Genomic DNA, 24,064 nt, shown 5'->3' with positions numbered 1-24,064 from the left:
AGAAGCCCAACCGATGATTGAGTTTGTTATATGAACGAATCAGAAACCGCTAATATGGCGAAAAAAATGGAACACGGATTAATCCGTGTTCCATTTCAAAACCTCCCGCAGCAGATTCAGCACATACGTCGTTGTAATCTGAATATTCTGGTCGCGGTACTGGCCGAGTTTGAGCAGGCGCGTAGCAATGCGCTCTGGTGTCGCTACGGCAATCCAGATGGTGCCAACGGGCTTATCGGGGGTGCCGCCGTCGGGACCGGCAATGCCGCTCGTGGCAATGCCTACGTCGGTGCCAAGCGTTCGGCGGACGCCCTCAGCCATTTGCCGGATCGTTTCCTCGCTCACCGCCCCGTGCCGTGCCAGCGTATCGGGCGACACGCCCAACTGCTTCACCTTGAGCTCATTGGCATAGCTGACGATGCTGCCCAGAAAATAAGCCGACGATCCCGGTACGCTCGTGATCCGGCTCGATACGTAGCCACCCGTACAGCTTTCGGCAATGCCCAGCGTTAGATTTTTTGTTTTCAGCAACTGCCCAACCACCGTTTCTAATTCGTCGTTATCGAAGCCGAAAACATGTTTGTCAATGAGCGGCATCACTATGGCAACCTGTTCGGCCAGTTCGCGGTCGAGGGCCGATTCGTCGGTGCCAGTGGCCGTCAGGCGCAGACGAACCTGTCCGAAGTGGGGGAGGTAGGCTAATTTGATATGCGCGGGCAGGGCATCTTCCCAGGCTTCGATACGCTCGGCCAGAAACGACTCGCCAATGCCGACCGTCCGAATCATTTTGTGCTTGATAACGGGTGTCTCAAAATGTTGACGCAGCCGGGGCAGAATCCGGTTCGTCATCAACTGTTTCATCTCGAACGGTACACCCGGCAGCGAAACATATACGCACTGATTATGTTCAAACCACATACCGGGGGCTGTGCCCCAGTCGTTCTGGATGTACACGGCATTGGCGGGCAAGTCGGCCTGACCCCGGTTGAGGTCGGTCATTTCGCGGCCTCGTTTCTCAAAAAAGCTCGTAACCAACGCCAGCGCATCGGCATTGCGAACCAGTTCTACGCCGAAGTACGTACAGAGGGTTTTCTTGGTGATATCGTCTTTGGTGGGGCCGAGTCCACCGGTAAGAATAATCACGTCTGCGCGTTGGTGGGCTTCCCGCAGAATCTCCAGAATGGCGTCGGCCTGATCGCCGACAGACGATTTACGAACGGTGCGGATGCCGATGTTGGTAAGTTCGGTGCTGATCCATTGGGTGTTGGTGTCGGTGATTTGCCCGAACAAAATTTCGTCGCCGATGGTAATCACTTCGGCACGGATGGTATTGATCATAGAAGTGAAAAGTGAAAAATGTAAAGTGAAAAATGAATTAGCCTAAAATCTTTTCACTTTTCACTTTACATTTTTCACTGATTTTAGTCGAATGTACGTGAAAACGATTTCCCACATGAACAAGATGATTTGGCTGGCGGTTTACGCGGCCCCACTATTTATCCAACCTGTTTTAGGACAAGATTCCACTCAACAGCAGCCTACGCAACAACAAACGCCTACGCAACAGCCCGCCCGACGTGGTGGTTTTGGGCAATTGTTGGAAAGGGTACTGTCTGCTGGCAGCACAGGTACAACCGGCAGCGGCCTGACCAACAGCGACATAGCCACGGGTCTGCGCGAAGCTTTGCGCGTAGGTATCAGCAAAGGAGCCGATCAGGCGTCGGCTACGGATGGCTACTTTAAAAATCCGCTGTTGCGCATTGCCTTCCCACCCGAAGCACAGCGTGTAGCGACGCAGTTGCGTCAACTTGGTTTCAACCGGCAGGTCGATCAGTTTGAATTATCGTTGAACCGGGCCGCCGAAGATGCGGCTAAAGTAGCGAAACCTGTGTTTATTAAAGCTATTACGTCGATGAGTATTGGCGATGCTGTAGGTATTTTACGCGGTTCTGAAGATGCCGCCACGCAATACCTGCGTCGGACGTCGGGCCAGCAATTGGTAACGGAGTTCACGCCTATTATCGACAGCACCCTGCGAAAGAACAACGCCACGCGCATGTATGGCAACTTAGCCAATATGTACAATCGGTTGCCCGGTGTTCAACGCGTAAATCCAAACCTGACCGAATACGCGACGAATAAGGCTGTCGATGGTTTGTTTATTCTGGTGGCGCAGGAAGAAAAACAGATTCGCGAAGACCCAGCCGCCCGCGTATCGGATATTTTGCGGAGAGTGTTTGGGAGCCGGTGAGTACAACTATGCGAGTGCCTAAGGAGCGGTTGTTTCCAGAACGCGAATATAAGCTAACAGGCTTTTTTCGCGTTCTATAGCTTGTGTGCGTTCGTGTTCAAGTTTGGTAATTTGGTGTTTAAGATTGCTGATTTCGCTCTGATTTGACCCATTCTGGTAAGTGTTCAGTTGCGCTATAGTTAATGGTGTTGACGCCAGGCCCAGTGTAGCCGCAATTCGGTGTAGCCGCTCGGTGGAGAGCTTAATTTTGCCATTTTCGATTTTTGAGTACGTGGCAGTGCTGATACCTAATTGTTCGGCCATGTATTCTTGTTTGAAATTTTTGTGTAGCCGTAGCTGGCGGATATTTTCCAAAAGGGTCAGCATGTTCATAAGCTGGATAAGTGAGTATGGAGATTCCTCGCAAAACTACAGGTAAGTTTCTTTTTTTTTACAACAGGTAGGTATTGAAAATTTTGAACTGTTACAATTGCTTGTATATACATTTAACCCGAAAAGAAATTTCGTTATATTTTCATCAAATGAAAATGATTTTCAAATTCTGAAAAAGGCTTTGGCGATTCGGTTATCACTTTTGTAACACCAAAGCGAAGCAACCTGTCGATAAGGTTGCGGAATGCAGAGGATAAAACTTTATGAATCGTTTATCGCTCGCCGAACTGAAGGCAAAAGCAAATGTGGTAGCTAATGTAGAGGCTATCAAAGGTGGGAATTTGGATAATTGCCATGGTGCCACTGTGTCTAGCCCAACGAGTACACATACTGTAGCAGGACAAACACCGCAGAAGTAGTTGTTAGAAGGCGTGGTTCTGAATAAATCATGAAAAAAATTTTGTTCTATATTTTTCTCAATTGTTTGATCACGCTCTTCTTTTCGTTTGTCCATTTCGCTAAAGGTCAGCCGGCTCAAGGCTTTCAACTTATTAAGTTGAATAGAAGTATTTCTTATTCAAAATTAGATACACTAACTAAACAAGCCTTATTGGTGTGGGATAACTACCTGCTAAACAAATCAAATGACAATTTTATAAAATTTAATTGGTCGAAAGAAGAACAAGATTTTATAGGAGCGCAGTGTAGCTTACGTTTTAAATATATTGACTATAGTGCTAGCAGGAATTTGTATAATTATTACAAACCAGTTGTTCTGTCTATTACTAAATATGGCTCACAATTTAAAATTAAAACCGCATTTTACAGAATAGAGAATAATAGTGATGTGCCGTACATAACGGATATAGTTAATAATTGGGTCGTTGTAGAAGACGGCAGGCTTGTTTTGCAAAGTGATTTTCTGAACAATTTGAAAAGAATGGTCTGTCAAAAAACCGATCATTTGGAGATCTACTCTCTAAATAGTATTGATAAGTACATACTGAAGGGATTAGATTCTATAAATTTAGCTGTGTCAACTTTTTATAATATGTCTCCATTGAATGTAAAGTATTGTGCTACAAATTCTATTGATGATTATCAACGACTAAGAGGATACGATTATGAGTTAACTATGTTTATGTCGACCTCTGATGGAAAACCTCAACAAGGTGCCTTATCGGAAATGGCTAATAATTTGATTTTTAATGGCTCGTTGAATACCACAGAAAATTTTGCACATGAGTTATGTCATATATATACTTACAGGTCTTTTGGTAATAATACCGAATATCTGCCTTATCACAATTTTTTGAATGAAGGTCTGTCAACTTATTTAGGAGGAACTACGGGTAAATCTCTTAATTATCTTCTTGGACAACTTTACAAGGAGACAAAGTCAAATACATACAAATTTGATTTTACAAACCTGCTCGATAACTCAGTTGGAGTTGGTAAAGAGGATGCAAATTTGGTGTATATTATCGGAGGTTTAGTTTGTAAATTAGTATATGAAAAATATGGATTTTTGGGAATAAATCGTTTGTTTAAAGTAAGTAATTCAGACGAACTATTGTATAAAGCTATCGAAGACATACTCGGCGTTAAACGTGAGAATCTGAATCGTTTTATCCACGATGAATTAAAAAAACATGCACAATAAGCGTTTATGGTTCATTGGGTTGGCGTTAATTAGTGTCGTATCGTCAACATTGGCCCAAACTACGGTCGTGTTCAGTGACGTAGCGGTATTACCAATGAACACGACCAAAATTTTGCCGCATCAGGACGTGGTTGTTGAAAATGGTCTGATTAAGACTATAAAGCCAACCGCCCGAAACAAGTATGCCAATGCCACTGTCATCGACGCATCAGGTAAATACTTGATGCCGGGGCTGGCTGATATGCATGTACACTTACCCCGAAAAGATCAGTTCGGCTATGGCCTTGATCAGTTTTTTCAATTGCATCTGGCAGCAGGTATAACAACGTTACGTTCTATGCGGGGCGATGAAGCTGACCCTGAATTACAACGTTTAATCGGAGAGGGTAAGAAACTGGCTCCTGATTTGTATATATCGGCTCCACCATTTTCGGCCCGCTATTGGCTATCGTCCGATTCGCTCACGCGACTGGTTCGGCAGTATAAATCAAGCGGGTTTCAACTGCTTAAAGTGTTGAGCATCCCGTCGGTAACGTGGTATGATACGCTGACGCAAATTGCCCGAAAAGAGAATATTCGGCTGGCCGGTCATGCACCTGCCGGGGTTCTGTTTGCCAAAGCCCTGGGTCAGGGAATTGGTTGCATCGAACACCTGGGTGGTTATGAAACATTACCCATTGATAAGCCTGACTTTGACGAAGCCGTACAACGAACACTGGCAAATAAGGTGTACAATTGCCCAACCTTAGATTGGTACTTTGTCAACTATACACAAATTACGCTCGATTCGCTAAAGCGTCGGCGTGGGTTAGACCGCTTGCCTACGGCTTTACTCCAAAGCTGGAATCAGACTATGGAGAATTACCTAAGCCAACAGGCCCGAAAACACCCCGACAGCCTACGCAAAGAACAGGTGGCCGAAAATCAGTATGTGCTACACAAACTGGAGGTACTAAAACGTCTGTACCCAGAATCACATTGAGAAGGCATTTGATATTCTAAAAACCTACCTGCCCGAACTCTATCAGGAGATCAAGTTTACTAATCGTAGTATTTCAGTTTTTCATAATCCGCAGGTACTATGCTCTGTCAATATCAGCCTGCACGGTTGTACGTTCATTAGTGCTATTCCGACAAATGATGAAATTTTCTTTCTGGAGGAATTAATTCATCAATGTTCGCATAATACGCTCAATATGATACTGTTTAAGCGGGAGAAATTTTTCATCTCCGATCCCGAACAAACCATCCTCGGTGATTTGATTGGCCGACCGCTGGAACAGAGAACGGTTTTGTCGGCGGTTCACGGGCTTTATACGGTAGCTAAACGATATGAAGCGTTCCGGCTTCTGAAAGAACTAAATGTATTTGAGGGATTGCAAAAGCATGAATTTCTTGGCCGACTGGCCGATTTGGAGAAGCGCTATCATACTGGTCTTGAACTCATGAACCTGCACAACATATTTACGCCAAAAGGGATCGAGGTATATACGCTTATAGATCAAATTTGCGGGCAGGAAATTGAGCGGGTGCGCGACTTGAAAGGTGTTTTTGAGTTGTCAAACCAACCCGATGAGTTTAGCTACGAACATTTTCAACGGGTAAATCCGATTCAGCAGTTCCTGTCTATGGCCGACCTAACGGCTTAGAATGCTTTATGCCCGTCAAATTCCCTTTTTATAAACAGTTAGATCAGCGTGACTGTGGGCCCACCTGTTTGCGGATGGTGGCGCAGCATTATGGGCGAACGCTATCGCAGGAGTACCTGCGCGAAAAAACGTCGCTTAGTCGCGAGGGTGTGTCGCTGGGTGGGCTGGCCGAAGCCGCCGAAACCATTGGCCTACAATCGCTGGCCGTAAGTGTGCCGCTCGAAACGCTACAGCAGGACGTGCCGCTGCCTTGTATTGCCTATTGGCGGCAGCGGCACTTTGTTGTGATACATGCCATCAAAAAAGGCCGTATTCACGTGGCCGATCCGGGCTATGGTTTGCTGGATTACGCGCCCGATGAATTTTGCCGGGGGTGGCTCAACAGTAAGCACCCAAAACCGGGCGATGAGGGAATTGTGCTGGTGCTGGAACCTGCCCCCGCCTTTTATGACCAGACCAACGACAACGGTACGGCCAAACGCCTAAGTGCTTCATTTTGGCTACGTTACTTCATGCCCTACCGGCACCTGATGCTGCAACTGCTGCTGGGCTTGGGCTTGGGCAGTGTGCTACAGGTCGTGTTTCCGTTTCTGACGCAGTCGCTCATTGATTATGGTATCAACTTTAACAACCGGAGTTTTATCTACCTGATTCTGCTGGCGCAGTTGTTTCTTTTTGCAGCCCAGACACTGGTACAAATTTTTCGAGACTGGCTCCTGATTCACATGACCAGCCGCATCAACATTCGAATGCAGGCCGACTACCTCATTAAGCTAATGCGGCTGTCGGTTGGTTTTTTTGACTCTAAAAATATCGGTGATCTGCTCCAGCGCATTCAGCGCGACCATGCCCGTATTCAAAATTTCATGTCGGCCATTACGTTGCGTGCGGTGTTCTCGGTAATCGAAATTCTAGTGTTTGGCAGCATTCTGGCTCTTTACAATCTCACCATTTTCAGTCTGTTTCTGGCGGGGGCAGTACTCTACGTTGGCTGGACGTTTTTGTTTTTGGAACGTCGGCGATTAATCGACTACCGCTATTTTGATGAAGGGTCGGGCCAGCAAAGCAGCTTAGTACAGCTTATTAACGGAATGTAGGAGATAAAGCTCAATGGCTCCGAACGACGCCGACGCTGGGAATGGGAAGCAATTCAGATTCGACTCTTTCGCATCAACCTGAACGCGCTGGCTTTGAACCAAACCCAAACGCTGGGCGGGTCGGTCATTAACCAGTTGACCAATATTCTTATCACGTTTGTTGCTGCCAAAGCCGTACTCGACGGGCAAATTACGCTCGGCATGATGCTGTCGGTACAGTTTATGCTGGGGCAGTTGAACGTGCCGCTCAACGATCTGATTCTGTTTATCCAGAGTGGTCAAGACGCGCTCCTGAGTCTGGAACGAATTTCGGAGGTTTACAACAAACCCGACGAAGACCAGCCCGACCAACTGCGGGAGTTGCCTACCGCCAAATCGATTTGTATCGAAAATCTGTCGTTTCGATACGGCAGCAGCACCTCGCCACTCGTACTCGACGACGTTTCGGTGCAGATTCCGGCAGGAAAAGTAACGGCTCTGGTTGGCACGAGCGGCAGCGGAAAAACCACGCTGCTTAAACTGCTGCTCAAGTTTTATGAACCCTCGGCAGGGGCTGTTCGGGTTGGCAATCGGAATCTGAAAAATCTGAATAGTTCATTCTGGCGGTCATGTTGCGGATGCGTGATGCAGGATGGGTATCTGTTTGCCGATAGTATTGCCCGAAACATTACCGAATCGGCTTCTGATGGGCTGATCGATAAAGGCCGTTTATTGGATGCCGTGCGTCTGGCTAATCTTGAAACGTTTGTCGATGAGTTACCCACTGGCTTCAACACGCGCGTAGGCAGTAGCGGTATGAACGTCAGTGGTGGGCAAAAGCAACGGTTGCTTATTGCCAGAGCGATTTACAAAGACCCCGATTATTTGTTTTTCGATGAAGCCACGAGCGCGCTGGATGCCAACAACGAGCGAACCATTCAGGATAATTTAGATCGGTTTTTCGAGGGTCGAACGGTATTGATTATTGCGCATCGGCTCAGCACGGTTCGTAATGCCGATAACATCGTTGTGCTGGAAAAAGGCCGCGTTGTTGAGCAGGGGACTCACGAAGACCTTGTTAATCAGCAGGGAGCCTATTTTATACTGGTAAAAAATCAGTTGGAACTGAGCGAATAATCATGATAACCGACCGTATCGATGAATTGGCCGATTACAGCGAACAGGTACGCGACGTACTGACCCGGCCACCATCGGGCCTGATTCGGCGCGGCACGGGCTTAGTTGTTTTAGTTGTCGGCTTATTGGTCGGTACGGCTTCCTGGATTCGCTACCCCGATACCTTAACTGGCCCGGTTGTGCTTACTACTACGCCACACTCACAGCCCGTTATCGTCAGAATAAACGGTCGGCTGGGGCGAATAATAGCTAAAGACAATCAGGTAGTTAAGAAAGGATATCCGTTAGCTGAAATCGAGAATACAACCCGGTTAGTTAATGTTTCCCGGCTTCATCAACTGAAAGCAGCCGCTTATCGGTTTCTGCGAAACCCACGAGTGCCGTTAAAAAACGCTACGGATACAACCACGTTTGGTGACATTCAACCCGAAGTAAATACGCTTACCGTAGCTTGCCGACAGTACCATCGTTTAGTGTCTGATGGCTACGTGTCCGAACGGCTGGCACTACTCAACCGCGAAATAAAGCAGTACCAGCAACTGATTGCGGTTAATTCAAAACAGGCTCAACTCAACGGTTTGGAGTTAGAAAACGCGGAGAAAAAATACCGTATGGATAAACGCCTGTTTAATGAAAAGGTGTATTCACAAGCCGAACTATTGGCCTCCGAGAATGAGTACCTGCGTCGTAAGCGCGAAGCGGAAGAGTATCAGAAGGTGCTGATTCAGAACAAGCTACAGTTAGCGGCCAAAGAAAAAGAGCAACTTGAACTGCAACAGCAGCAGACCCAGCAAATCCGTACCACGTCCGACAATATCCGACAGGCACTGCAAAATATCGAAAATCTGTTGCAGACATGGCAGCAAACCTACCTGCTAACGGCTCCGGCTGCGGGCAGATTACACTACCTGCAGACCCTTGAGGAGTTGCAGGCGATTCGGGCAGGTGACAGTTTGTTCGCTATCGTACCTCAGCACAGACCCATTGTCGGTATGGCATCGCTTTCGGCTGCCAATCGGGGTAAGTTGCAGGTAGGGCAGAAGGTGATTATTCGATTGACTGATTATCCATTTACGGAATATGGGGTGCTTCGCGGCAAGGTAGAAACCATCCACCAATCTTCAAGCCGTACCCGATGCCGAATTGCCATCACGCTGCCCAACCAACTCATCTCATCGTACCATAAGAAACTGGCTTATCGGTATGAAATGCCCGGTACCGCCGAAGTAATTACGGAAGACCTCTCACTGCTTCAGCGAGTTTTATTCGGCTTGCGTAAACTGATCGCTCCAGATCATTGAAAACAGTGGATTGGAAAACTATACATGTTTGTAGTTGAACAGCATAACCCAGCCGCCCGCGTATCGGATATTTTGCGGAGAGTGTTTGGGAGCCGGTAAAACATATTTGCAACATTGTTGCATTATTCAGCGTAGGGGTTTTATATTTGCAACATTGTTGCAAATATAAAACCCCTATTACTATGATAAACATTACTCAACTTAAGCCATTTGCGCTTGTCGGTTTGTTGTTGCTGACCGGAGCCTGTAACCGGAACGACGAGCAGGATATTGCGCCCAACGAAAAAGAAGCTACCTACACCCGCCTGCTGGTGTCGGATGCCGACGGAGCGTCGGTTTCGCTTGTTGACCCGCACGAGGGTACGGTACAAGCGTTTGAGGGACGTTTCCCCGGTTCCAGCCTGTATGCCACCAAAAGTGGGCGGTTTGTGGCATTGGTCAATTATGCGAACAATCTGGTGCAGTTTTTCGATAGTGGTATTGAAAGCCACGACGACCACGCCCATAAGGTTGGTAATCCGAAATGGGCACCAATGGAAGCTACCGGCCCAAGACCGGCACATACGTATTTTTGGGAACAGCAGGGCTATCATGCCCTTGTATTCAACGACGGTGACGGAACGATTTCATTAACAAATGATTACGAAATCGGGACGGCCGCGAAGGCGAAGATGGTCAAAGTAGCCACGCCCCACCACGGAGCTATTGCGGCTTTTAACAACAACACTTTTGCCGTAACGCAAAAAGACGGCTCGGTAAGCGGAACACTCCCGGAGCGGGTGCGGATTATCGATATGGATGGCAGGGAATTAAAAGCGTCTACGATTGCAACACGCGGCATTCACGGCGAGGCAGGCAACGGCAATATTGTCCTGTTCGGGCATTCGGGCGGTATTCTGGTTGTCGGTAAAGACGGTTCGCAGCGTAATATCGACTATCCGGCCAGCGTTGGAGCCAACTGGTTGGGCACTATTTACCACGACAAAATCTCGGATTCGTTCTACGGATCGAGTGCCAAAGGTGGCGTATATCGCATCGACCCGGTTCAGAACCAGATTAGTCCGTTGCTCGCCAGCGATCAGGTTGTTTTGTTCCGTGTCGATAATGAAGGGAAAGACGTTTTCGCACTCATGACCGATGGTACATTGCGGGTTTTCGATGGCAAAACCAACGCTGAGCGCACGTCGGCAAAGGTGATGCCCGCCCTCGACCCAGCCGCCAAAGTGAAGCCCGACATAGCAATCTCGAAACGCTTCATATACATCACCCAGCCCGATCAGCGCGAAATTCGGGCTATCAAACGTGGTACGCTAACCACGCAGGAGTCGATCAAAACAACCGGTCGCCCAGCCAAAATCACCGTATTTGGCGCGCAGGTTGACGAAGAGGGGCATTAGTATCTCTGTCTCACAACTTTTACCTTTGTGGGATGAAGAAGTCCGATATCAATTTCTCCGTCGAGTTAGATCACGAAAACGTTCCTGAAAAAATCTACTGGGATGCTACTGATAACCCCAACGAAGGCTTGAGCGATACCCGCGCTATTGCTATTGCCCTCTGGGATCACTACCACAACAGCACGCTCAAAATCGACCTTTGGACCAAAGAGATGGAAGTGGTCGATATGAAACGCTTCATTATCGAAATGATGAGTGGCTTAGCCGACACGGCTGTAAATGCGACGGGCGATAAAAAAATGGCAACCGACATTGAGAATACCTGCCGCATTCTAAGCAAGCGTCTGGAAGAAGAGATCAAAGAGCAGAACAAACAGCAGTAAGTATGTAAAGCCGACCACTCCGGTCGGCTTTACTTTGCAATAAATTCATGCATTTTGGCCGTTATTTTGCTGTAGGTCTGATCAGGCCAGAACATATTTCATATCCTGAATGAAAAAACTACTGTTTCTTTTGCTGATTGCCCATGCCTCACTGGCGCAGAAAGGCATTCAATTCCGGCAAACGTCGCTCGAAAAAACGTTTCAGGAGGCTCGCCGGGCCGGTAAGCCCGTGTTTGTAGAAATTTTTTCGCCAACCTGCCATGTCTGTGAGAGCTTCATTCCCACATTGGCCGACGCGCGGGTCGGCAAATTCTACAACGACAAGTTTATCAGTACAAAAGCCGATATTGGGCAACCCGCCACGCGGCAGTTTTTAGAGAAGAACCGGTTGTTTGTGCCATCACTGCCGCTGTTTCTGTATTTCGACCCGCAGCAGAATCTCGTGCATTTCGCCATGAGCACCAACTCGACCGACGAGGTAATTCGGCACGGCACCAACGCCCTGAACCCGCAGGCCCGCAGCCAAACCATGAAATCGCGGTATCAGCAGGGCGAACGCTCATCGGGCTTTCTGATTGATTACGCCATGTTTGGCCGGGTCACAAAAGACACAGCCGCCAACATTGCCGCCATGAACGACTACGCCCGGCAGCAGCAACCCAACACCTACGCGAACCAAACCAACTGGCTCGCTCTGCAAAAATTAGTACTCGACTACAAAAATCCCATGTTTCAGTACATGCTCGGCCACCTCGATCAGTACCGTAAAGCCTACGGTGCCGAACCTACGAAGCAGGTTGCCGAAAATGTCCTGATGTCGTCGTTGTACAGCAGTCGTGGGGCGCAGTTGCCCGCAGCCGATATTCTGGAGATTCGGCAGGGGCTGGTCAAAATCGGCATCGACCAGCGCGTAGCGGCCAACCGCACGTTGCTGCCCGAAGTGAGTGCCTATTTCCGCGCCCGCCAAACGGCCAAAGCCACCGAGCGCATGGATAACCAGGTGAACAGCAATCAGTTAACCGTGCCGGAATACCTGTATATTTCGCGGCTTTTCAATCGCGCCAGCCCCGACGCGTCCGACGCGCCGACAGTGATAAAATGGTTAAATAAAGCCCTCGCGCTTAAACCCAGCCCGAAAGAGCAGGCCGATTTATATACCGAATTGGCCACCGCCTACAAGCGTAGCGGCAAGCCCGACGACGCCCAGAAGGCCGCCCAAAAAGCAAAAGACATGGCGCAGGCCCGCCGATAAATTTTTACTCGTATTTAAGCAAAACGTCCGCTCTCTAAACAACTACAGGGCGGGCGTTTTACATTCTGTATAGTTCACGACCATTATTTTTCCCGATTAATTGACTTGCATGGGCAAAAGTTCTTTCTCGAATCAATCAATACACCCTTATGAAGCTAATTCATCGCTGCTCATCGATCCTTTTACTGTGTTCGGCGGCATTTATACCCTTAGTCTATGGACAGAAACCTACTATTCGCTCTGCCGACGTGATTATTTACGGCGGTACGTCGGCGGCAGTGATAGCGGCTGTGCAGGTCAAAAAGATGGGCAAATCGGTTATCGTCGTGTCGCCCGATAAACATCTCGGCGGGCTGTCGTCGGGTGGGCTGGGCTTTACCGATACGGGTAACAAAGAGGTGATCGGCGGGTTGTCGCGGGCGTTTTACGGGCGGCTGTACGACCACTACCAGAAGCCCGAAAACTGGCAATGGGAAAAACGCGAACAGTTTGGCAACAAAGGGCAGGGAACGCCCGCCATCGACGGAGCCAACCGAACCATGTGGATTTTTGAACCCCACGCTGCCGAAGCCGTTTTTGAAGACTTCGTTCGGGAAAATCAACTCACCGTTTACCGCGATGAGTGGCTCGACCGAACCAAAAAAGGTATTCGTAAGCAGGGCAACGCCATTCAGGCGTTCAGAACGCTGCGTGGCAACGAATACCGGGGAAAGATGTTCATCGACGCTACCTACGAAGGCGATTTAATGGCTCTGGCGGGGGTGAGCTACCACGTTGGGCGCGAAGCCAATAGCGTGTATGGTGAGCAGTTCAATGGCGTACAGACGGAGGTGTTTCACCACGGGCATCACTTTAAAACCAACGTTAGCCCGTTCAAAATACCCGGCAATCCCAGCAGTGGTCTGCTGCCCGAAGTGTCGAATCAGTCGCCGGGGGTAAAAGGATCGGGCGATAAGCGGATTCAGGCGTACTGTTTCCGCATGTGCCTGAGCAATCACCCCGACAACCGCGTTCCGTTTCCTAAACCTGAAGGCTACGACCCGGCCCGCTACGAACTCTTTGCGCGGGTCTATGCCAATGGCTATAAAGACACGTTCAACAAATACGACCTGATTCCAAACCGGAAAACCGACACCAACAACCACGGCCCGTTCAATACCGATTACATCGGTAAAAACTACGACTATCCCGAAGCCAGCTACGAACGCCGTCGCGAGATTATCCGCGATCACGAACTGTATCAGAAGGGGCTGATGTATTTTCTCCAGAACGACCCGCGCGTTCCTGCCGACGTACACGAGAAGATGCAGCAGTGGGGTCTGCCCAAAGATGAGTTCAAAGACAATGGCGGCTGGCCTCACCAAATCTACGTTCGCGAAGCCCGGCGTATGATTGGTTCGTTTGTGATGAAGGAAGCTGATGCGCTGGGTAAAACCAACGTTCCTAACTCTGTTGGTATGGGGTCATACGCGCTCGATTCGCACAACGCCCAGCGGTACGTAAAATACGACGGTTACGTGCAAAACGAGGGTGATATCGGCGTGCATCCCGACAGGCCGTATTCCATTGCCTACGGGTCTATTCTGCCCAAAGAAGCCGAGTGCCGCAACCTGCTCGTGCCGGTATGCGTATCGGCCAGCCACATTGCCTACGGCTCGATTCGGATGGAGCCGGTCTTTATGATTCTGGGCCAATCGGCGGCTACGGCGGCTGTGCTGGCAATTCAAACCAATGTAAGCCCGCAGAAGCTGCCTTATGAAACGCTGAAAGCCGCCTTGTTAAAAGACGGCCAACGGCTTGAGAATTGACATAGAGTTATAAAGTTGAAGGGTTATAGGGTTGTAAAGTTGCTCCGCCCTCAATGTGGGTGCGGCAGCCAACTTTACAACCCTACAACCCTTCAACTTTACAACTTATTATACACCGGTCTCGTAAACGGCGGCTGCATCAGGATGTGAAACGAATTTTCGTCGCCGAGGGCAACGGCCCGGCGGAGGTCGCTTTCGGCCTGTGGCAGTTGCCGAACCTGAATGCGGGCGAGGGCACGCCATCGGTAGGCGTCGGGCTGTTCGTCGCGGAAGTGCCAAACGGCTTTATCGAACTCGCGGAAGGCGTTGGTATATTCTTCGGTTTTGTAGTAGGCAATGCCCCGGTCGAGGTAACAATCGGCCAGCGTATTATCGCGGCTAATGGCCTGCGTCAGATCATAAATGGCTGAATAATAATTCTCCTGCACCAATTGGCACTTGCCCCGGTACGCATAAGCCACCGCCGATTTGGGGTGCTGCCGGATGGCTTCGTCAAAATAACGATGCGCTTCATCAAACTGCCGTTTGTTGACCATTTCGATACCTTTCTGGAACCGTTTCTGATCTTTATCGGTCGGGGTATCGTGATCAACGACGTAGTAGCGGATGGTCAAATACAGAATGAATAACAGACTCAACAGCGCAACTTCCATAACACAGTCTGGCTTTACAAGCCTCTAATATATCTCATAAATGAATAGCGTAAACTGTAAAATGAGCGACAGGCTTCGTCTACGCAAACCTTTACTTGCTTTTACACATCACTCATTTTCTAAGCTCTCCCGAACGGCTTTGGGGAGTCGGCTTCGCACCAGTTCATACGAGTGGTCGATCCACTCCTGTACGTCTGAAGTACGAACGCTGCCGTTCAGCAGTACGGTATTCCAGTGGGTTTTATTCATGTGGTAACCGGGTTGCACCGCGTCAAACTCTTCGCGGAGTTGTGCGGCACGCTCCGGGTCGCATTTCAGGTTAATGGTAGTGGGGCGGCTCTCGGTATCCAGCAGCGCGAATATCTTACCACCAACTTTAAATACGAGCGTCACCTCATCAAACGGAAACGACTCCGTGACGCCGGGTTTGGTCAGGCAATAGTCTCGCAGGCTTTCAGGGTTCATCGGAAACAGGCCCGAAAAATCATGACACAGATACAAAAGAGAAACATCACAATCGAAATCCGGTTGATGCCGTGCATCATACGCAGGTTTACGCTTGTCGGGTGGTTGGGGTCGGGCTTGCGAAAGACGCGAAAAAAGTAGGCAAAAACCGGCCCTATTTTGAGATAATTCAGGATGCGATTCATCAGTAACAAGAACAGGTGTCTACATTAATAACACGATTGCCAGCCCGAAGAATCCCAATTGTTAAAATAAGATGAAGCGGGCCTGAGCGAATTAAAAACCCTGTTCATCTAAAATGTTTCGACTTTTTCCGGCTCAATCCAGCGGCTATCTTCGCGAATCAATTCGATTAGCTCATCAACGGCTCGCTCGGCTGGCACCGACTTCTTAATCACCTGCTGCCCCCGATACAGCGCAATCTTATCGCGCCCGATACCTACATAGCCATAGTCGGCGTCGGCCATTTCGCCGGGGCCGTTCACGATGCAGCCCATAATGCCAATTTTCACGCCCTTCAAATGATCGGTGCGTTGCCGAATCATAGCCGTAGTTTCCTGCAAATCGAACAGCGTGCGGCCACACGACGGGCACGAAATATATTCAGTTTTGGTGATGCGCGTGCGGGCAGCCTGTAAAATCCCGAACGCCAGACTGTTGAGTTTTTTCAGTTCGTCCGAATCCGGTTGAGCCGGTGCCGAGAGCATAATGCCGTCGCCTAAGCCGTCGATGAGCAGCCCGCCCGCGTCGGTAGCGGCAAACAGCGGTACGTCGGTGTCAGGAACATCGGCGTAGCTGCGCTGAATCACAACGGGCGTCGTGATGCCCCGGTTAATGAGTTCAACGAACAACCGGCGCAGTTCGGGCATGGCATGGGCGTTGTCGGTACGAATTACCAGTACGGCTTCTACGTCCCGATGCTTCAATGACTCCATAAACAGAACCGACATGTCGGACAACGATGCCCGTACAAAATTCAGGCGTTTACTTAACTGACCCGTCGGTGTGTGCAGATACTCATCAACCGTCAGCAGTGGGAAAGTGTTGATTCGGTCGGCATTGGTTTGCCAAACGGCGTAGTCCTGAATTTCTTTCAGGCCGTTGGGCAGCATAAACTGCGCGGGCTGCGAACCCGTATAGATGTAATCGGCACCGAGGTCGTTCATGCGCCACTTATCGGGCACGGGCAGGTAAAAATGCCCGATGGGATGCAGCACGTCGTGTTCCGAAACCAGAACCCGACTAAAGTCTGCAATCACGCGCGGCACATTTTGCCCGCCAAAATTGGCGACCTCGTGCGTTGTCCGGCGCGTATACTGAAAGGGATTGATTGGGTAGGAATTAATTGCTGGAATCGGCTGACTCAGAGCCGACCGGTTCGTGTAGCGGTCAATCAAGGCTTTGGCTACGGGGGCTTCAAACTCCGGTTCTTCGGTGAGCGACACCCGCACCGTATCGCCGATACCATCTTCGAGCAGCGTGCCAATACCCAATGCCGACTTGATGCGTCCATCTTCGGCCTCGCCCGCTTCGGTCACGCCGAGGTGCAGCGGATAGGGTTTCAGCCCCTCCTCGTCCAGCCGTTGCACCAGCAGCCGGTACGCCTGCACCATCACCTGCGGGTTGCTCGATTTCATCGACAGCACGATGTTGTAATAGTTCTCGTCTTCGCAGATACGCAGAAACTCCAGTGCCGATTCCACCATACCGACGGGCGTATCGCCGTAGCGGCTCAAAATCCGGTCTGACAGTGAACCGTGATTGGTGCCAATCCGCATGGCCGTGCCGTATTCCTTGCAGATGCGAACCAACGGCAAAAACTTATCGCGAATCCGCTCTAATTCGGATGCATAACTGGCATCGGTGTAGTCGATGTGTTCAAAGCGTTTGCGGTCGGCGTAGTTGCCGGGGTTGATGCGTACTTTCTCTACGATGCGGGCGGCCAGTTCGGCAGCGTTGGGCGTAAAGTGAATATCGGCCACGAGCGGTGTGGTGTAGCCCCGCACCCGCAGTTCGTTCCGAATATTTTCTAAGTTCTGCGCTTCCTTCACGCTCGGAGCCGTGATGCGCACCAATTCGCAACCCGCTTCGATCATCCGAATCGACTGCTCGACCGAACCGAGCGTATCCATCGTATCGACGGTGGTCATCGACTGAACCCGAATCGGGTAGTCGGACCCCATCGGCACGTCGCCAATGGGAACGGTAATAGTTTTCCGCCGAACGTATTCGGTCAGCGAAGGCGTGTAAAGAACGGGCGAAGCAGCAGGGGAGGGCATTGAATCGAGCATATCAGTTTCGGCACAGGGCCGGTTTGCTACTATACAAAGATACGGCTGGATGGAACACGGATAATACGGATGTCACAGATGAACACAGATTTTTGTCCTCGCAATCAGCGATACGCATCCGTGTAAATCCGTCCAATCTGTTTAATCCGTGTTCCATCTATCACTCTAATTTCGCGCCGACTTTGGCGTATTTCTCCCGCCAGTGTTTCCAGCGTTTGTGCGACCACAGCCAGTCGGACGGATGCCTGCGAATGGTTTCTTCCAGTTTATCGCGGTAGCGTTCCAGAATTGCGCCCTGCGGCAGGTCGTTGTAGGGCGGCTTGGCAATCAGGTCGAACCTTGCTTCGTAATGACCGCGCCGAACGCGCACCACTTCCACGTAAAACACCGGAAAGTTACGGCTGCGGGCCAGCCGTTCGGTGCCGGGGTAGAAGGGCGTGTCGCGGTGCAGAAAATCCATCCAGTGCGCCTGCTCGGGCACGTCGGGCACCTGATCGGCTACCAGCGCAATCACACGCGGCACGTCTTTACGGGCCACCAACTGCCGGGGCAGCAGGTTCATCGGCGTTGGCACGGCTCCATGACTCGCCCGCACTTCCTGCATATAGTGTTCCATCGTTTCGTTGGTCAGCGGCTTATACACACTATCGACCGGAATCCCAATCGACACCGCTGCCGATGGCACCCACTCCCAGTTGCCCTGATGCGACCCGCTACAGATAATGGTTTGCCCGGCGTTGAGAAAGGCAAATGCCTGTTCAGGGTTTGTGTACCGAAATCGTCGTTGCAATTCGTCGGACGAAAGTGTGGGCATCTTCACCGTTTCAACCAGAATGTCGGTCAGATTCCGGTAAAAACCGCGTGCAATCTGGTTAATTTCGGCAGTCGATTTTTCTGGAAATGACCGTTGCAGGTTTTCAATCACGACGGCCCGTCGGTAGCGAACTACGTGCAACAGAATAAAATACAGGAAGTTAGCCAATCCGTAGAGTGCCGGGAGCGGCAAACGTGATAACAAACGCAGGAAGAACATTCGGTACGAAACAGATTCTTAATGAATAAAACAATTGATTTTACCCGATGGATACCTGAAAATTAAAATTTTTGGAAATCGGTTGTCGGTATTGCTTTTTTGCGTTAATTGGTAGCAGATACGTGTTGGAGTTATTGGAAAAGTACCAATTAGAGTCGTCGTCAGCTTCGTTATTGATCGAGTTACACTACCTGCCATGCTTCGATTACATGACGGGTTTGTTGCAATTCGAGCGGGTATGGCTGGAAGCAAACGAGCATTACCAGAAGCAAAGTTACAGAAATCGCTGTTATGTCTTGACGGCGAACAAAGTAGATACGCTAACGGTGCCGGTGCAGAAAGGAACGCGCCACCAACCCATCCGTGACCTTCGTATCGATAACGACCAGCGGTGGCAGGCGCATCATTGGCGGTGTTTGCAGGGAGCCTACGGTAAAGCTCCATTTTTCGAGTACTACGCCCCCGAACTGGAGCCTGTTTATCGGAAAAGCTGGACGTATCTATTTGAGTTAAACCAGGAATTGCTGACAATTTGTCTGAGACTTTTAGGCGCAGCCCCGTCCATAAACCTGACAGATTGCTATAGAAAAGAGGTTTCACCGGGTATTTTTGACGCCCGGTCGGCCATAAATCCGCCGAATGAGGCTGAATCGTATGTATTCGGGCGTTCGGTGCCATATCAGCAGAACTTTGGTCAGGAATTTGTACCAAACCTCAGCGTACTTGATTTGCTGTTTTGCCAGGGGCCAATGGCGAGAGAAGTTTTAACTCTTTCGCTCTTTGACCCAGGCGAACAAATCAACAAAACGCTGCGTTAAGCCAGTATTACCGCATATTGTAAGGGACCCCAAATCGAATGGAAGCAAAATTCTCAAACCGCGTCAAGGAAGTCATCTCGCTCAGTCGGGAGGAAGCCTTACGTTTAGGCCACGATTATATCGGCACAGAACATCTGTTGCTCGGTATGATACGTGAAGGTGAAGGGGTGGCGGTTGGGCTACTCAAAAAACTCGGCCTCGCCCTCGACGAACTCCGGGTCACTATCGAACAGGCAACGAAAGGAACAGCCACCAATAATGTGAAAAATCTGGCTAACATTCCGCTGACCCGTCAGTCGGAAAAAACGCTGAAAATCACCTATCTGGAGGCTAAAATATTCAAAAGCCCGCTCATCGGCACCGAACACCTGCTGCTGTCTATTCTGCGCGACGAAGACAATGTTGCCACGCAGATTCTCAATAAGTTTAACGTGAATTACGAAGTCATTAAGGAGATGCTGGAATATCAATCGACAGGTACACGGCCCACGATGGCGTCGGATACCGACGACGACGACAATGACCGGGGCATGTTCGGCGGTGGCAGCACGAGTTCAGGAAAAGAGCAGAAAGGCTCCGAGAAATCGCGGACGCCCGTACTCGACAACTTTGGTCGTGACCTCACCAAACTCGCCGAAGTAGGCAAGCTCGACCCCATTGTTGGTCGCGAGAAAGAAATTGAGCGCGTGGCCCAGATTCTGAGCCGCCGGAAGAAAAATAACCCGATTCTGATCGGTGAGCCGGGCGTCGGTAAAACCGCCATCGCTGAAGGGCTTGCGCTGCGGATTGTGCAGAAAAAAGTGTCGCGGGTGCTGTTCGGCAAGCGTGTCGTTACGCTCGATCTGGCATCGCTTGTGGCCGGTACAAAATACCGGGGTCAGTTTGAGGAGCGTATGAAGGCCGTGATGAACGAGCTGGAAAAATCGCCCGAAGTGATTCTGTTCATCGATGAGTTGCATACCATCGTTGGGGCGGGTGGCGCGTCGGGTTCGCTCGATGCCTCGAACATGTTCAAACCAGCATTGGCCCGTGGCGACATTCAATGCATCGGGGCTACTACGCTGGACGAATACCGCCAGTATATTGAGAAAGACGGTGCATTGGCCCGTCGATTCCAGATGGTAATGGTCGATGCTACATCGATTGACGAAACCATCGAAATCCTGAACAACATCAAGGATAAGTACGAAGATCACCACCACGTCAACTACACTAAAGAAGCCATCGAAGCTGCGGTGAAGCTGTCGGAGCGGTATATCTCGGATCGGTTCCTGCCCGATAAGGCCATCGACGTGATGGACGAAGTAGGTGCCCGCGTCCACATCTCGAACATCACAGTTCCAGAAGACATTCTGAAGCTGGAAGAGCAGATCGAGAATATCAAGAAAGAGAAAAACCAGGTTGTCAAGAGTCAGAAGTACGAAGAAGCGGCTCAACTCCGCGACAAGGAAAAACGACTCATCGACCAGCTCGAACGCGCTAAACAGGCGTGGGAAGAAGATACCAAGAAGCGTCGGTACACGGTTACAGAAGACAACGTTGCCGAAGTAGTGGCAATGATGACGGGTATTCCGGTAACGAGCGTCTCGAACGACGAAGGCAAGAAACTCGTCAACATGGGCGAGGAACTAAAGGGTCGGGTTATTGGGCAGGAGTCTGCTATCGAAAAGCTGGTGAAAGCCATTCAGCGGACCCGCGTGGGCCTGAAAGACCCCAAAAAGCCGATTGGTTCGTTTATCTTCCTCGGCCCCACGGGCGTGGGCAAAACCGAACTGGCGAAAGTGCTGGCAACCTACCTCTTCGATAAAGACGATGCGCTGGTACGTATCGACATGTCGGAATACATGGAGAAGTTCAGCGTGAGCCGGTTGGTGGGTGCTCCTCCGGGCTACGTCGGCTACGAAGAAGGCGGCCAACTGACCGAGAAAATTCGCCGAAAGCCATACAGCGTAGTGCTGCTCGATGAAATCGAAAAAGCGCACCCCGACGTGTTCAACATCCTGCTGCAAGTGCTGGACGACGGCATTCTGACCGACGGCTTAGGTCGCCGGGTCGACTTCCGCAACACCATCATCATCATGACCTCGAACATTGGTGTTCGCGACCTGAAAGACTTCGGTGCGGGCATTGGTTTCGCGACCAAAAAATCGGCTGAAAGTCAGGATGAGTTGATGAAAAGCACGATTCAGAGTGCGCTGCGGAAGGCATTCTCGCCGGAGTTCCTCAACCGCTTAGACGATGTGATTGTGTTCAACTCGCTGCAACGCGAAGACCTGCACAAGATCATTGACCTGATGCTGAATAAGTTGCTGGGCCGCATTACGAGCTTGGGCTACAACGTGGAACTGACCGACAAAGCGAAAGACTTTCTGTCGGAGAAGGGCTACGATCAGCAGTACGGTGCCCGTCCGTTGAGCCGCGCCATTCAGCGTTATCTCGAAGACCCCGTTGCTGAAGAAATCCTGAAAGGCGAACTGAAGGAAGGCGATGTAATCCTGGCCGATTACGCTGGCGAAGGCGAAACGCTCACCATCACGGTGAAGAAGCCCGAAGCGGTAGTAGAATAGGAAGTTATAAAGTTGTAAGGTCAGATAGTTGTAGAGTTGCTATCGCCTACATACAAAGACAGCCGAGCGGAGACGTTCGGCTGTTTTGGTTTGGAGTACGTGAAGTTTGCGCTAATTTGTACGTCCCAACGGCCCAGGGGCCTTATGGCGAAGAACGAGCTTTTACACACATGAACGGTTGAAATGCAGACGCTCCTTCGGGACGTGCTCCTTATCGACGGAAAGCTGCCTTACGGGTTTTGGGTTAACCGATGCTGAATTTCAAGAACGAAATCAACGCTAACTCCGCTGTCTTCAGCAATTTCTTCGATTGTGAGTTTGCCGCGTTTTAATGCTCTGGTGACAGTTTCTATTTCTTTTTGCTCTACAGCTTCTCGAATTTTTTGCTTTTCAGCTTTGACCGCTTCGGCGTTGGCCGCTGTCACGCGGGCAAAATGCGCCCGCTCCTCCGGGGTCATCTTCCGCGTATCCAACTCGTCAATAGCCCGACGTAACCATTCTTCGTTCCAGAAAGCGGGATATTGCGTAGGTTCGGTCGTGTGAAGTGTCTTCATCGTAAAAACAAGCTTTTCTAAATCAGTCTCAATTTCGGCTACCCGCTTCGTAAATTTAGCCAATTCTACGATGATGAACACGGTCCGCCGTTGCGGTCATTTGGCTGTCAATGATTTCACTGTGTTCGCTTCGCAGATTAGCGATGGTATGATATTGAGCCGTCGCCAAAATGTTCCTTTCCAATAGAGCAATAGCATAAATTTTAGGCAGATTGGCATAATCAAATTCTCCCCGTTCTACAACTGTATTAAACTTGTGCAGGGCATAGAATTTCATCCGCTGTACAAAGTGCGGAGCCTGTCCCAACTGGCATCTCCACGATGAAGTGATTGCCCTGCTCATCGGTACGAGAGACATCAAAAATGCCGCTTCGACTATCAACAGTCAAAGCGTCAAACGCATTCTTATCAAAATGTACCGCCCGGATGGGCGTTTCCAACTTGATGAGTGCCTGTAACGCCGTGCGAAGGAATAAACTGTCGGCTTCGTTACCGAAGGTGGCTTTGAAGCCATAGTCTGAAATGATGGGAATGTAAATGCCTGTCTCCATCCGACAAAGGTATTAGAAACAACAGCATGTACGGCCCGTCGCCAGACAGCCGCCCATGAGGAGCAAAATACCAAAAATGAAAACCGCTTCAGGTGTTTTCTGCCACTCTAAATTTTATGATTTCAACAATCAATTCCACTGGCAAAGGCTGGGTATGTGGAAACTGCACAGAACCTTTACCTTGCTTATAAACAGAAAGCTTATCTCTAAACTGCTCGTGGCCGACGGGAGTGGCATGAAAACTTGTATGGTTATTGAAGCCACCGAAATAGACCAACGGTTTTTTGTTAATCTTGTAGGCAGCTATCCCGTAGGCAACGCTTTCCTTAGCTTGTGGGGCATTGTCTTTTATTAGCTGACGAATACGTTGAAGTCTCTCTCTGACTTCTTCCGAGAAACTGGCAATGTAATCGTCAACCGTTTTTGTTTCTTTATTCATACAGTTTACCTTTTTGTCCAATTGTCCTAACCGGGGCGTTTGTAGTGTCGCCCGAAACCCGAACCATGAAGCCCAAAGCTGCTCTCGCGAACCATATCTTCCGTCGTTCGCAGTTCGGAATTTGAAGTGCTACTTGGACTCTTTGACTCAATACACAATTACACGCAAACTGACTTAATTACAAAATGCTGTCGCCAAGCTTAATTAGATTAAGTGGTTGGAACGCTGGCTTCACCTACAAACTCTTCTGCTTCACCTGCTCAATAAAATACTCTGACGTGCGCATGGCGGAGGCCAAAATCGTCCAGGTTACGTTTTTGTCGCCTTGTGAGGGGAACGGGGCCGCATCGACCACGAACAGGTTTTTCACCTCATCTTTGGTATCAATTATCATCACGTTGCTG

The 24,064-nt window shown here is 49.8% G+C and carries 24 protein-coding genes; 13 read left to right on the top strand and 11 right to left on the bottom strand.

The features are described from left to right. Positions 1 to 78: 78 nt before the first annotated feature. Entirely contained in the window at positions 79 to 1,338 is a 1,260-nt protein-coding gene (locus tag AWR27_RS10990) for a competence/damage-inducible protein A (protein WP_077131218.1), read from the bottom strand. Positions 1,339 to 1,453: 115 nt separating this feature from the next. Here AWR27_RS10990 and AWR27_RS10985 point away from each other — a divergent pair, with 115 nt between their 5' ends. Next, positions 1,454 to 2,251: a DUF4197 domain-containing protein gene (locus tag AWR27_RS10985; protein WP_077131217.1), complete on the top strand. Its 798-nt coding sequence runs from the start codon at positions 1,454 to 1,456 to the stop codon at positions 2,249 to 2,251. Between the two features lie 18 nt (positions 2,252 to 2,269). Here AWR27_RS10985 and AWR27_RS10980 read toward each other — a convergent pair whose 3' ends face one another. After that, complete coding sequence (locus AWR27_RS10980) at positions 2,270 to 2,617, bottom strand: helix-turn-helix domain-containing protein (RefSeq protein WP_198045129.1); 348 nt, start codon at positions 2,615 to 2,617, stop codon at positions 2,270 to 2,272. A 454-nt stretch (positions 2,618 to 3,071) separates the two neighbouring features. Between AWR27_RS10980 and AWR27_RS10975 the strand changes: the two genes are divergently transcribed. From AWR27_RS10975 to AWR27_RS10935, 10 genes are all read left to right on the top strand, one after another. Beyond that, a complete protein-coding gene (locus AWR27_RS10975) occupies positions 3,072 to 4,286 on the top strand; it encodes a hypothetical protein (protein ID WP_077131215.1) in 1,215 nt (404 codons plus the stop codon). 94 nt (positions 4,287 to 4,380) lie between these two features. Beyond that, entirely contained in the window at positions 4,381 to 5,268 is an 888-nt protein-coding gene (locus AWR27_RS10970; protein WP_157579195.1) for an amidohydrolase family protein, read from the top strand. Between the two features lie 214 nt (positions 5,269 to 5,482). Next, entirely contained in the window at positions 5,483 to 5,935 is a 453-nt protein-coding gene (locus AWR27_RS10965; RefSeq protein ID WP_077131213.1) for a hypothetical protein, read from the top strand. 8 nt (positions 5,936 to 5,943) lie between these two features. After that, a complete protein-coding gene (locus tag AWR27_RS26035) occupies positions 5,944 to 7,032 on the top strand; it encodes a cysteine peptidase family C39 domain-containing protein (protein WP_335695420.1) in 1,089 nt (362 codons plus the stop codon). Positions 7,033 to 7,125: 93 nt separating this feature from the next. Then, entirely contained in the window at positions 7,126 to 8,148 is a 1,023-nt protein-coding gene (locus AWR27_RS26030) for a peptidase domain-containing ABC transporter (protein WP_335695419.1), read from the top strand. Positions 8,149 to 8,150: 2 nt separating this feature from the next. After that, positions 8,151 to 9,449: a putative HlyD family type I secretion protein gene (locus tag AWR27_RS10955; RefSeq protein ID WP_077131212.1), complete on the top strand. Its 1,299-nt coding sequence runs from the start codon at positions 8,151 to 8,153 to the stop codon at positions 9,447 to 9,449. 182 nt (positions 9,450 to 9,631) lie between these two features. Continuing rightward, entirely contained in the window at positions 9,632 to 10,846 is a 1,215-nt protein-coding gene (locus AWR27_RS10950; RefSeq protein ID WP_077131211.1) for a hypothetical protein, read from the top strand. Positions 10,847 to 10,878: 32 nt separating this feature from the next. Then, positions 10,879 to 11,229 (top strand): gliding motility protein GldC, encoded by a 351-nt coding sequence (gene gldC / locus AWR27_RS10945; RefSeq protein ID WP_077131210.1) that lies wholly within the window; start codon positions 10,879 to 10,881, stop codon positions 11,227 to 11,229. Positions 11,230 to 11,338: 109 nt separating this feature from the next. Next, positions 11,339 to 12,481, top strand: a complete 1,143-nt coding sequence (locus tag AWR27_RS10940; protein WP_077131209.1) for a thioredoxin family protein — start codon at positions 11,339 to 11,341, stop codon at positions 12,479 to 12,481. Positions 12,482 to 12,630: 149 nt separating this feature from the next. Further along, complete coding sequence (locus AWR27_RS10935; protein WP_077131208.1) at positions 12,631 to 14,289, top strand: FAD-dependent oxidoreductase; 1,659 nt, start codon at positions 12,631 to 12,633, stop codon at positions 14,287 to 14,289. A gap of 98 nt (positions 14,290 to 14,387) precedes the next feature. On the opposite strand, the gene AWR27_RS10930 is transcribed toward AWR27_RS10935, so the two are convergent. The 5 genes from AWR27_RS10930 to AWR27_RS10910 form a co-directional block, all read right to left on the bottom strand. Continuing rightward, positions 14,388 to 14,942, bottom strand: coding sequence for a tetratricopeptide repeat protein (locus tag AWR27_RS10930; RefSeq protein ID WP_077131207.1), 555 nt, complete (start codon positions 14,940 to 14,942; stop codon positions 14,388 to 14,390). 108 nt (positions 14,943 to 15,050) lie between these two features. After that, positions 15,051 to 15,407 carry an MmcQ/YjbR family DNA-binding protein gene (locus tag AWR27_RS10925; RefSeq protein WP_077131206.1) on the bottom strand — a complete coding sequence of 119 codons (357 nt, stop codon included), beginning with the start codon at positions 15,405 to 15,407 and terminating at the stop codon, positions 15,051 to 15,053. Beyond that, positions 15,404 to 15,592 carry a DUF6728 family protein gene (locus AWR27_RS10920; protein ID WP_077131205.1) on the bottom strand — a complete coding sequence of 63 codons (189 nt, stop codon included), beginning with the start codon at positions 15,590 to 15,592 and terminating at the stop codon, positions 15,404 to 15,406. Before AWR27_RS10920 ends, AWR27_RS10925 begins: the two co-directional genes overlap by 4 nt. A 108-nt stretch (positions 15,593 to 15,700) precedes the next feature. Next, on the bottom strand, positions 15,701 to 17,698 hold the full coding sequence (ispG, locus tag AWR27_RS10915; RefSeq protein ID WP_077131204.1) for a (E)-4-hydroxy-3-methylbut-2-enyl-diphosphate synthase: 1,998 nt from the start codon (positions 17,696 to 17,698) through the stop codon (positions 15,701 to 15,703). Positions 17,699 to 17,858: 160 nt separating this feature from the next. Next, on the bottom strand, positions 17,859 to 18,731 hold the full coding sequence (locus AWR27_RS10910) for a lysophospholipid acyltransferase family protein (protein ID WP_077131203.1): 873 nt from the start codon (positions 18,729 to 18,731) through the stop codon (positions 17,859 to 17,861). A 134-nt stretch (positions 18,732 to 18,865) separates the two neighbouring features. Here AWR27_RS10910 and AWR27_RS10905 point away from each other — a divergent pair, with 134 nt between their 5' ends. Together AWR27_RS10905 and AWR27_RS10900 are read left to right on the top strand one after the other, a co-directional pair. Beyond that, positions 18,866 to 19,549 (top strand): WbqC family protein, encoded by a 684-nt coding sequence (locus tag AWR27_RS10905; protein WP_077131202.1) that lies wholly within the window; start codon positions 18,866 to 18,868, stop codon positions 19,547 to 19,549. Between the two features lie 38 nt (positions 19,550 to 19,587). After that, on the top strand, positions 19,588 to 22,116 hold the full coding sequence (locus tag AWR27_RS10900) for an ATP-dependent Clp protease ATP-binding subunit (protein WP_077131201.1): 2,529 nt from the start codon (positions 19,588 to 19,590) through the stop codon (positions 22,114 to 22,116). A 230-nt stretch (positions 22,117 to 22,346) separates the two neighbouring features. Here AWR27_RS10900 and AWR27_RS25775 read toward each other — a convergent pair whose 3' ends face one another. The 4 genes from AWR27_RS25775 to AWR27_RS25275 form a co-directional block, all read right to left on the bottom strand. Then, on the bottom strand, positions 22,347 to 22,670 hold the full coding sequence (locus AWR27_RS25775; RefSeq protein WP_232326036.1) for a hypothetical protein: 324 nt from the start codon (positions 22,668 to 22,670) through the stop codon (positions 22,347 to 22,349). A gap of 248 nt (positions 22,671 to 22,918) precedes the next feature. Continuing rightward, on the bottom strand, positions 22,919 to 23,221 hold the full coding sequence (locus AWR27_RS25770) for a PD-(D/E)XK nuclease family transposase (RefSeq protein WP_232326035.1): 303 nt from the start codon (positions 23,219 to 23,221) through the stop codon (positions 22,919 to 22,921). Between the two features lie 88 nt (positions 23,222 to 23,309). Then, the gene (locus tag AWR27_RS10890) at positions 23,310 to 23,660 is read right to left on the bottom strand and encodes an iron chaperone (RefSeq protein ID WP_077131200.1); all 351 of its coding nucleotides are present in this window, start codon (positions 23,658 to 23,660) and stop codon (positions 23,310 to 23,312) included. 235 nt (positions 23,661 to 23,895) lie between these two features. After that, entirely contained in the window at positions 23,896 to 24,054 is a 159-nt protein-coding gene (locus AWR27_RS25275) for a GMC oxidoreductase (RefSeq protein WP_157579194.1), read from the bottom strand. Positions 24,055 to 24,064: the final 10 nt, after the last annotated feature.

The sequence above is a fragment of the Spirosoma montaniterrae genome (assembly GCF_001988955.1).
GTDB classification, from domain to species: Bacteria; Bacteroidota; Bacteroidia; order Cytophagales; family Spirosomataceae; genus Spirosoma; species Spirosoma montaniterrae.
This window is presented reverse-complemented; position numbering and strand designations above follow the sequence as displayed.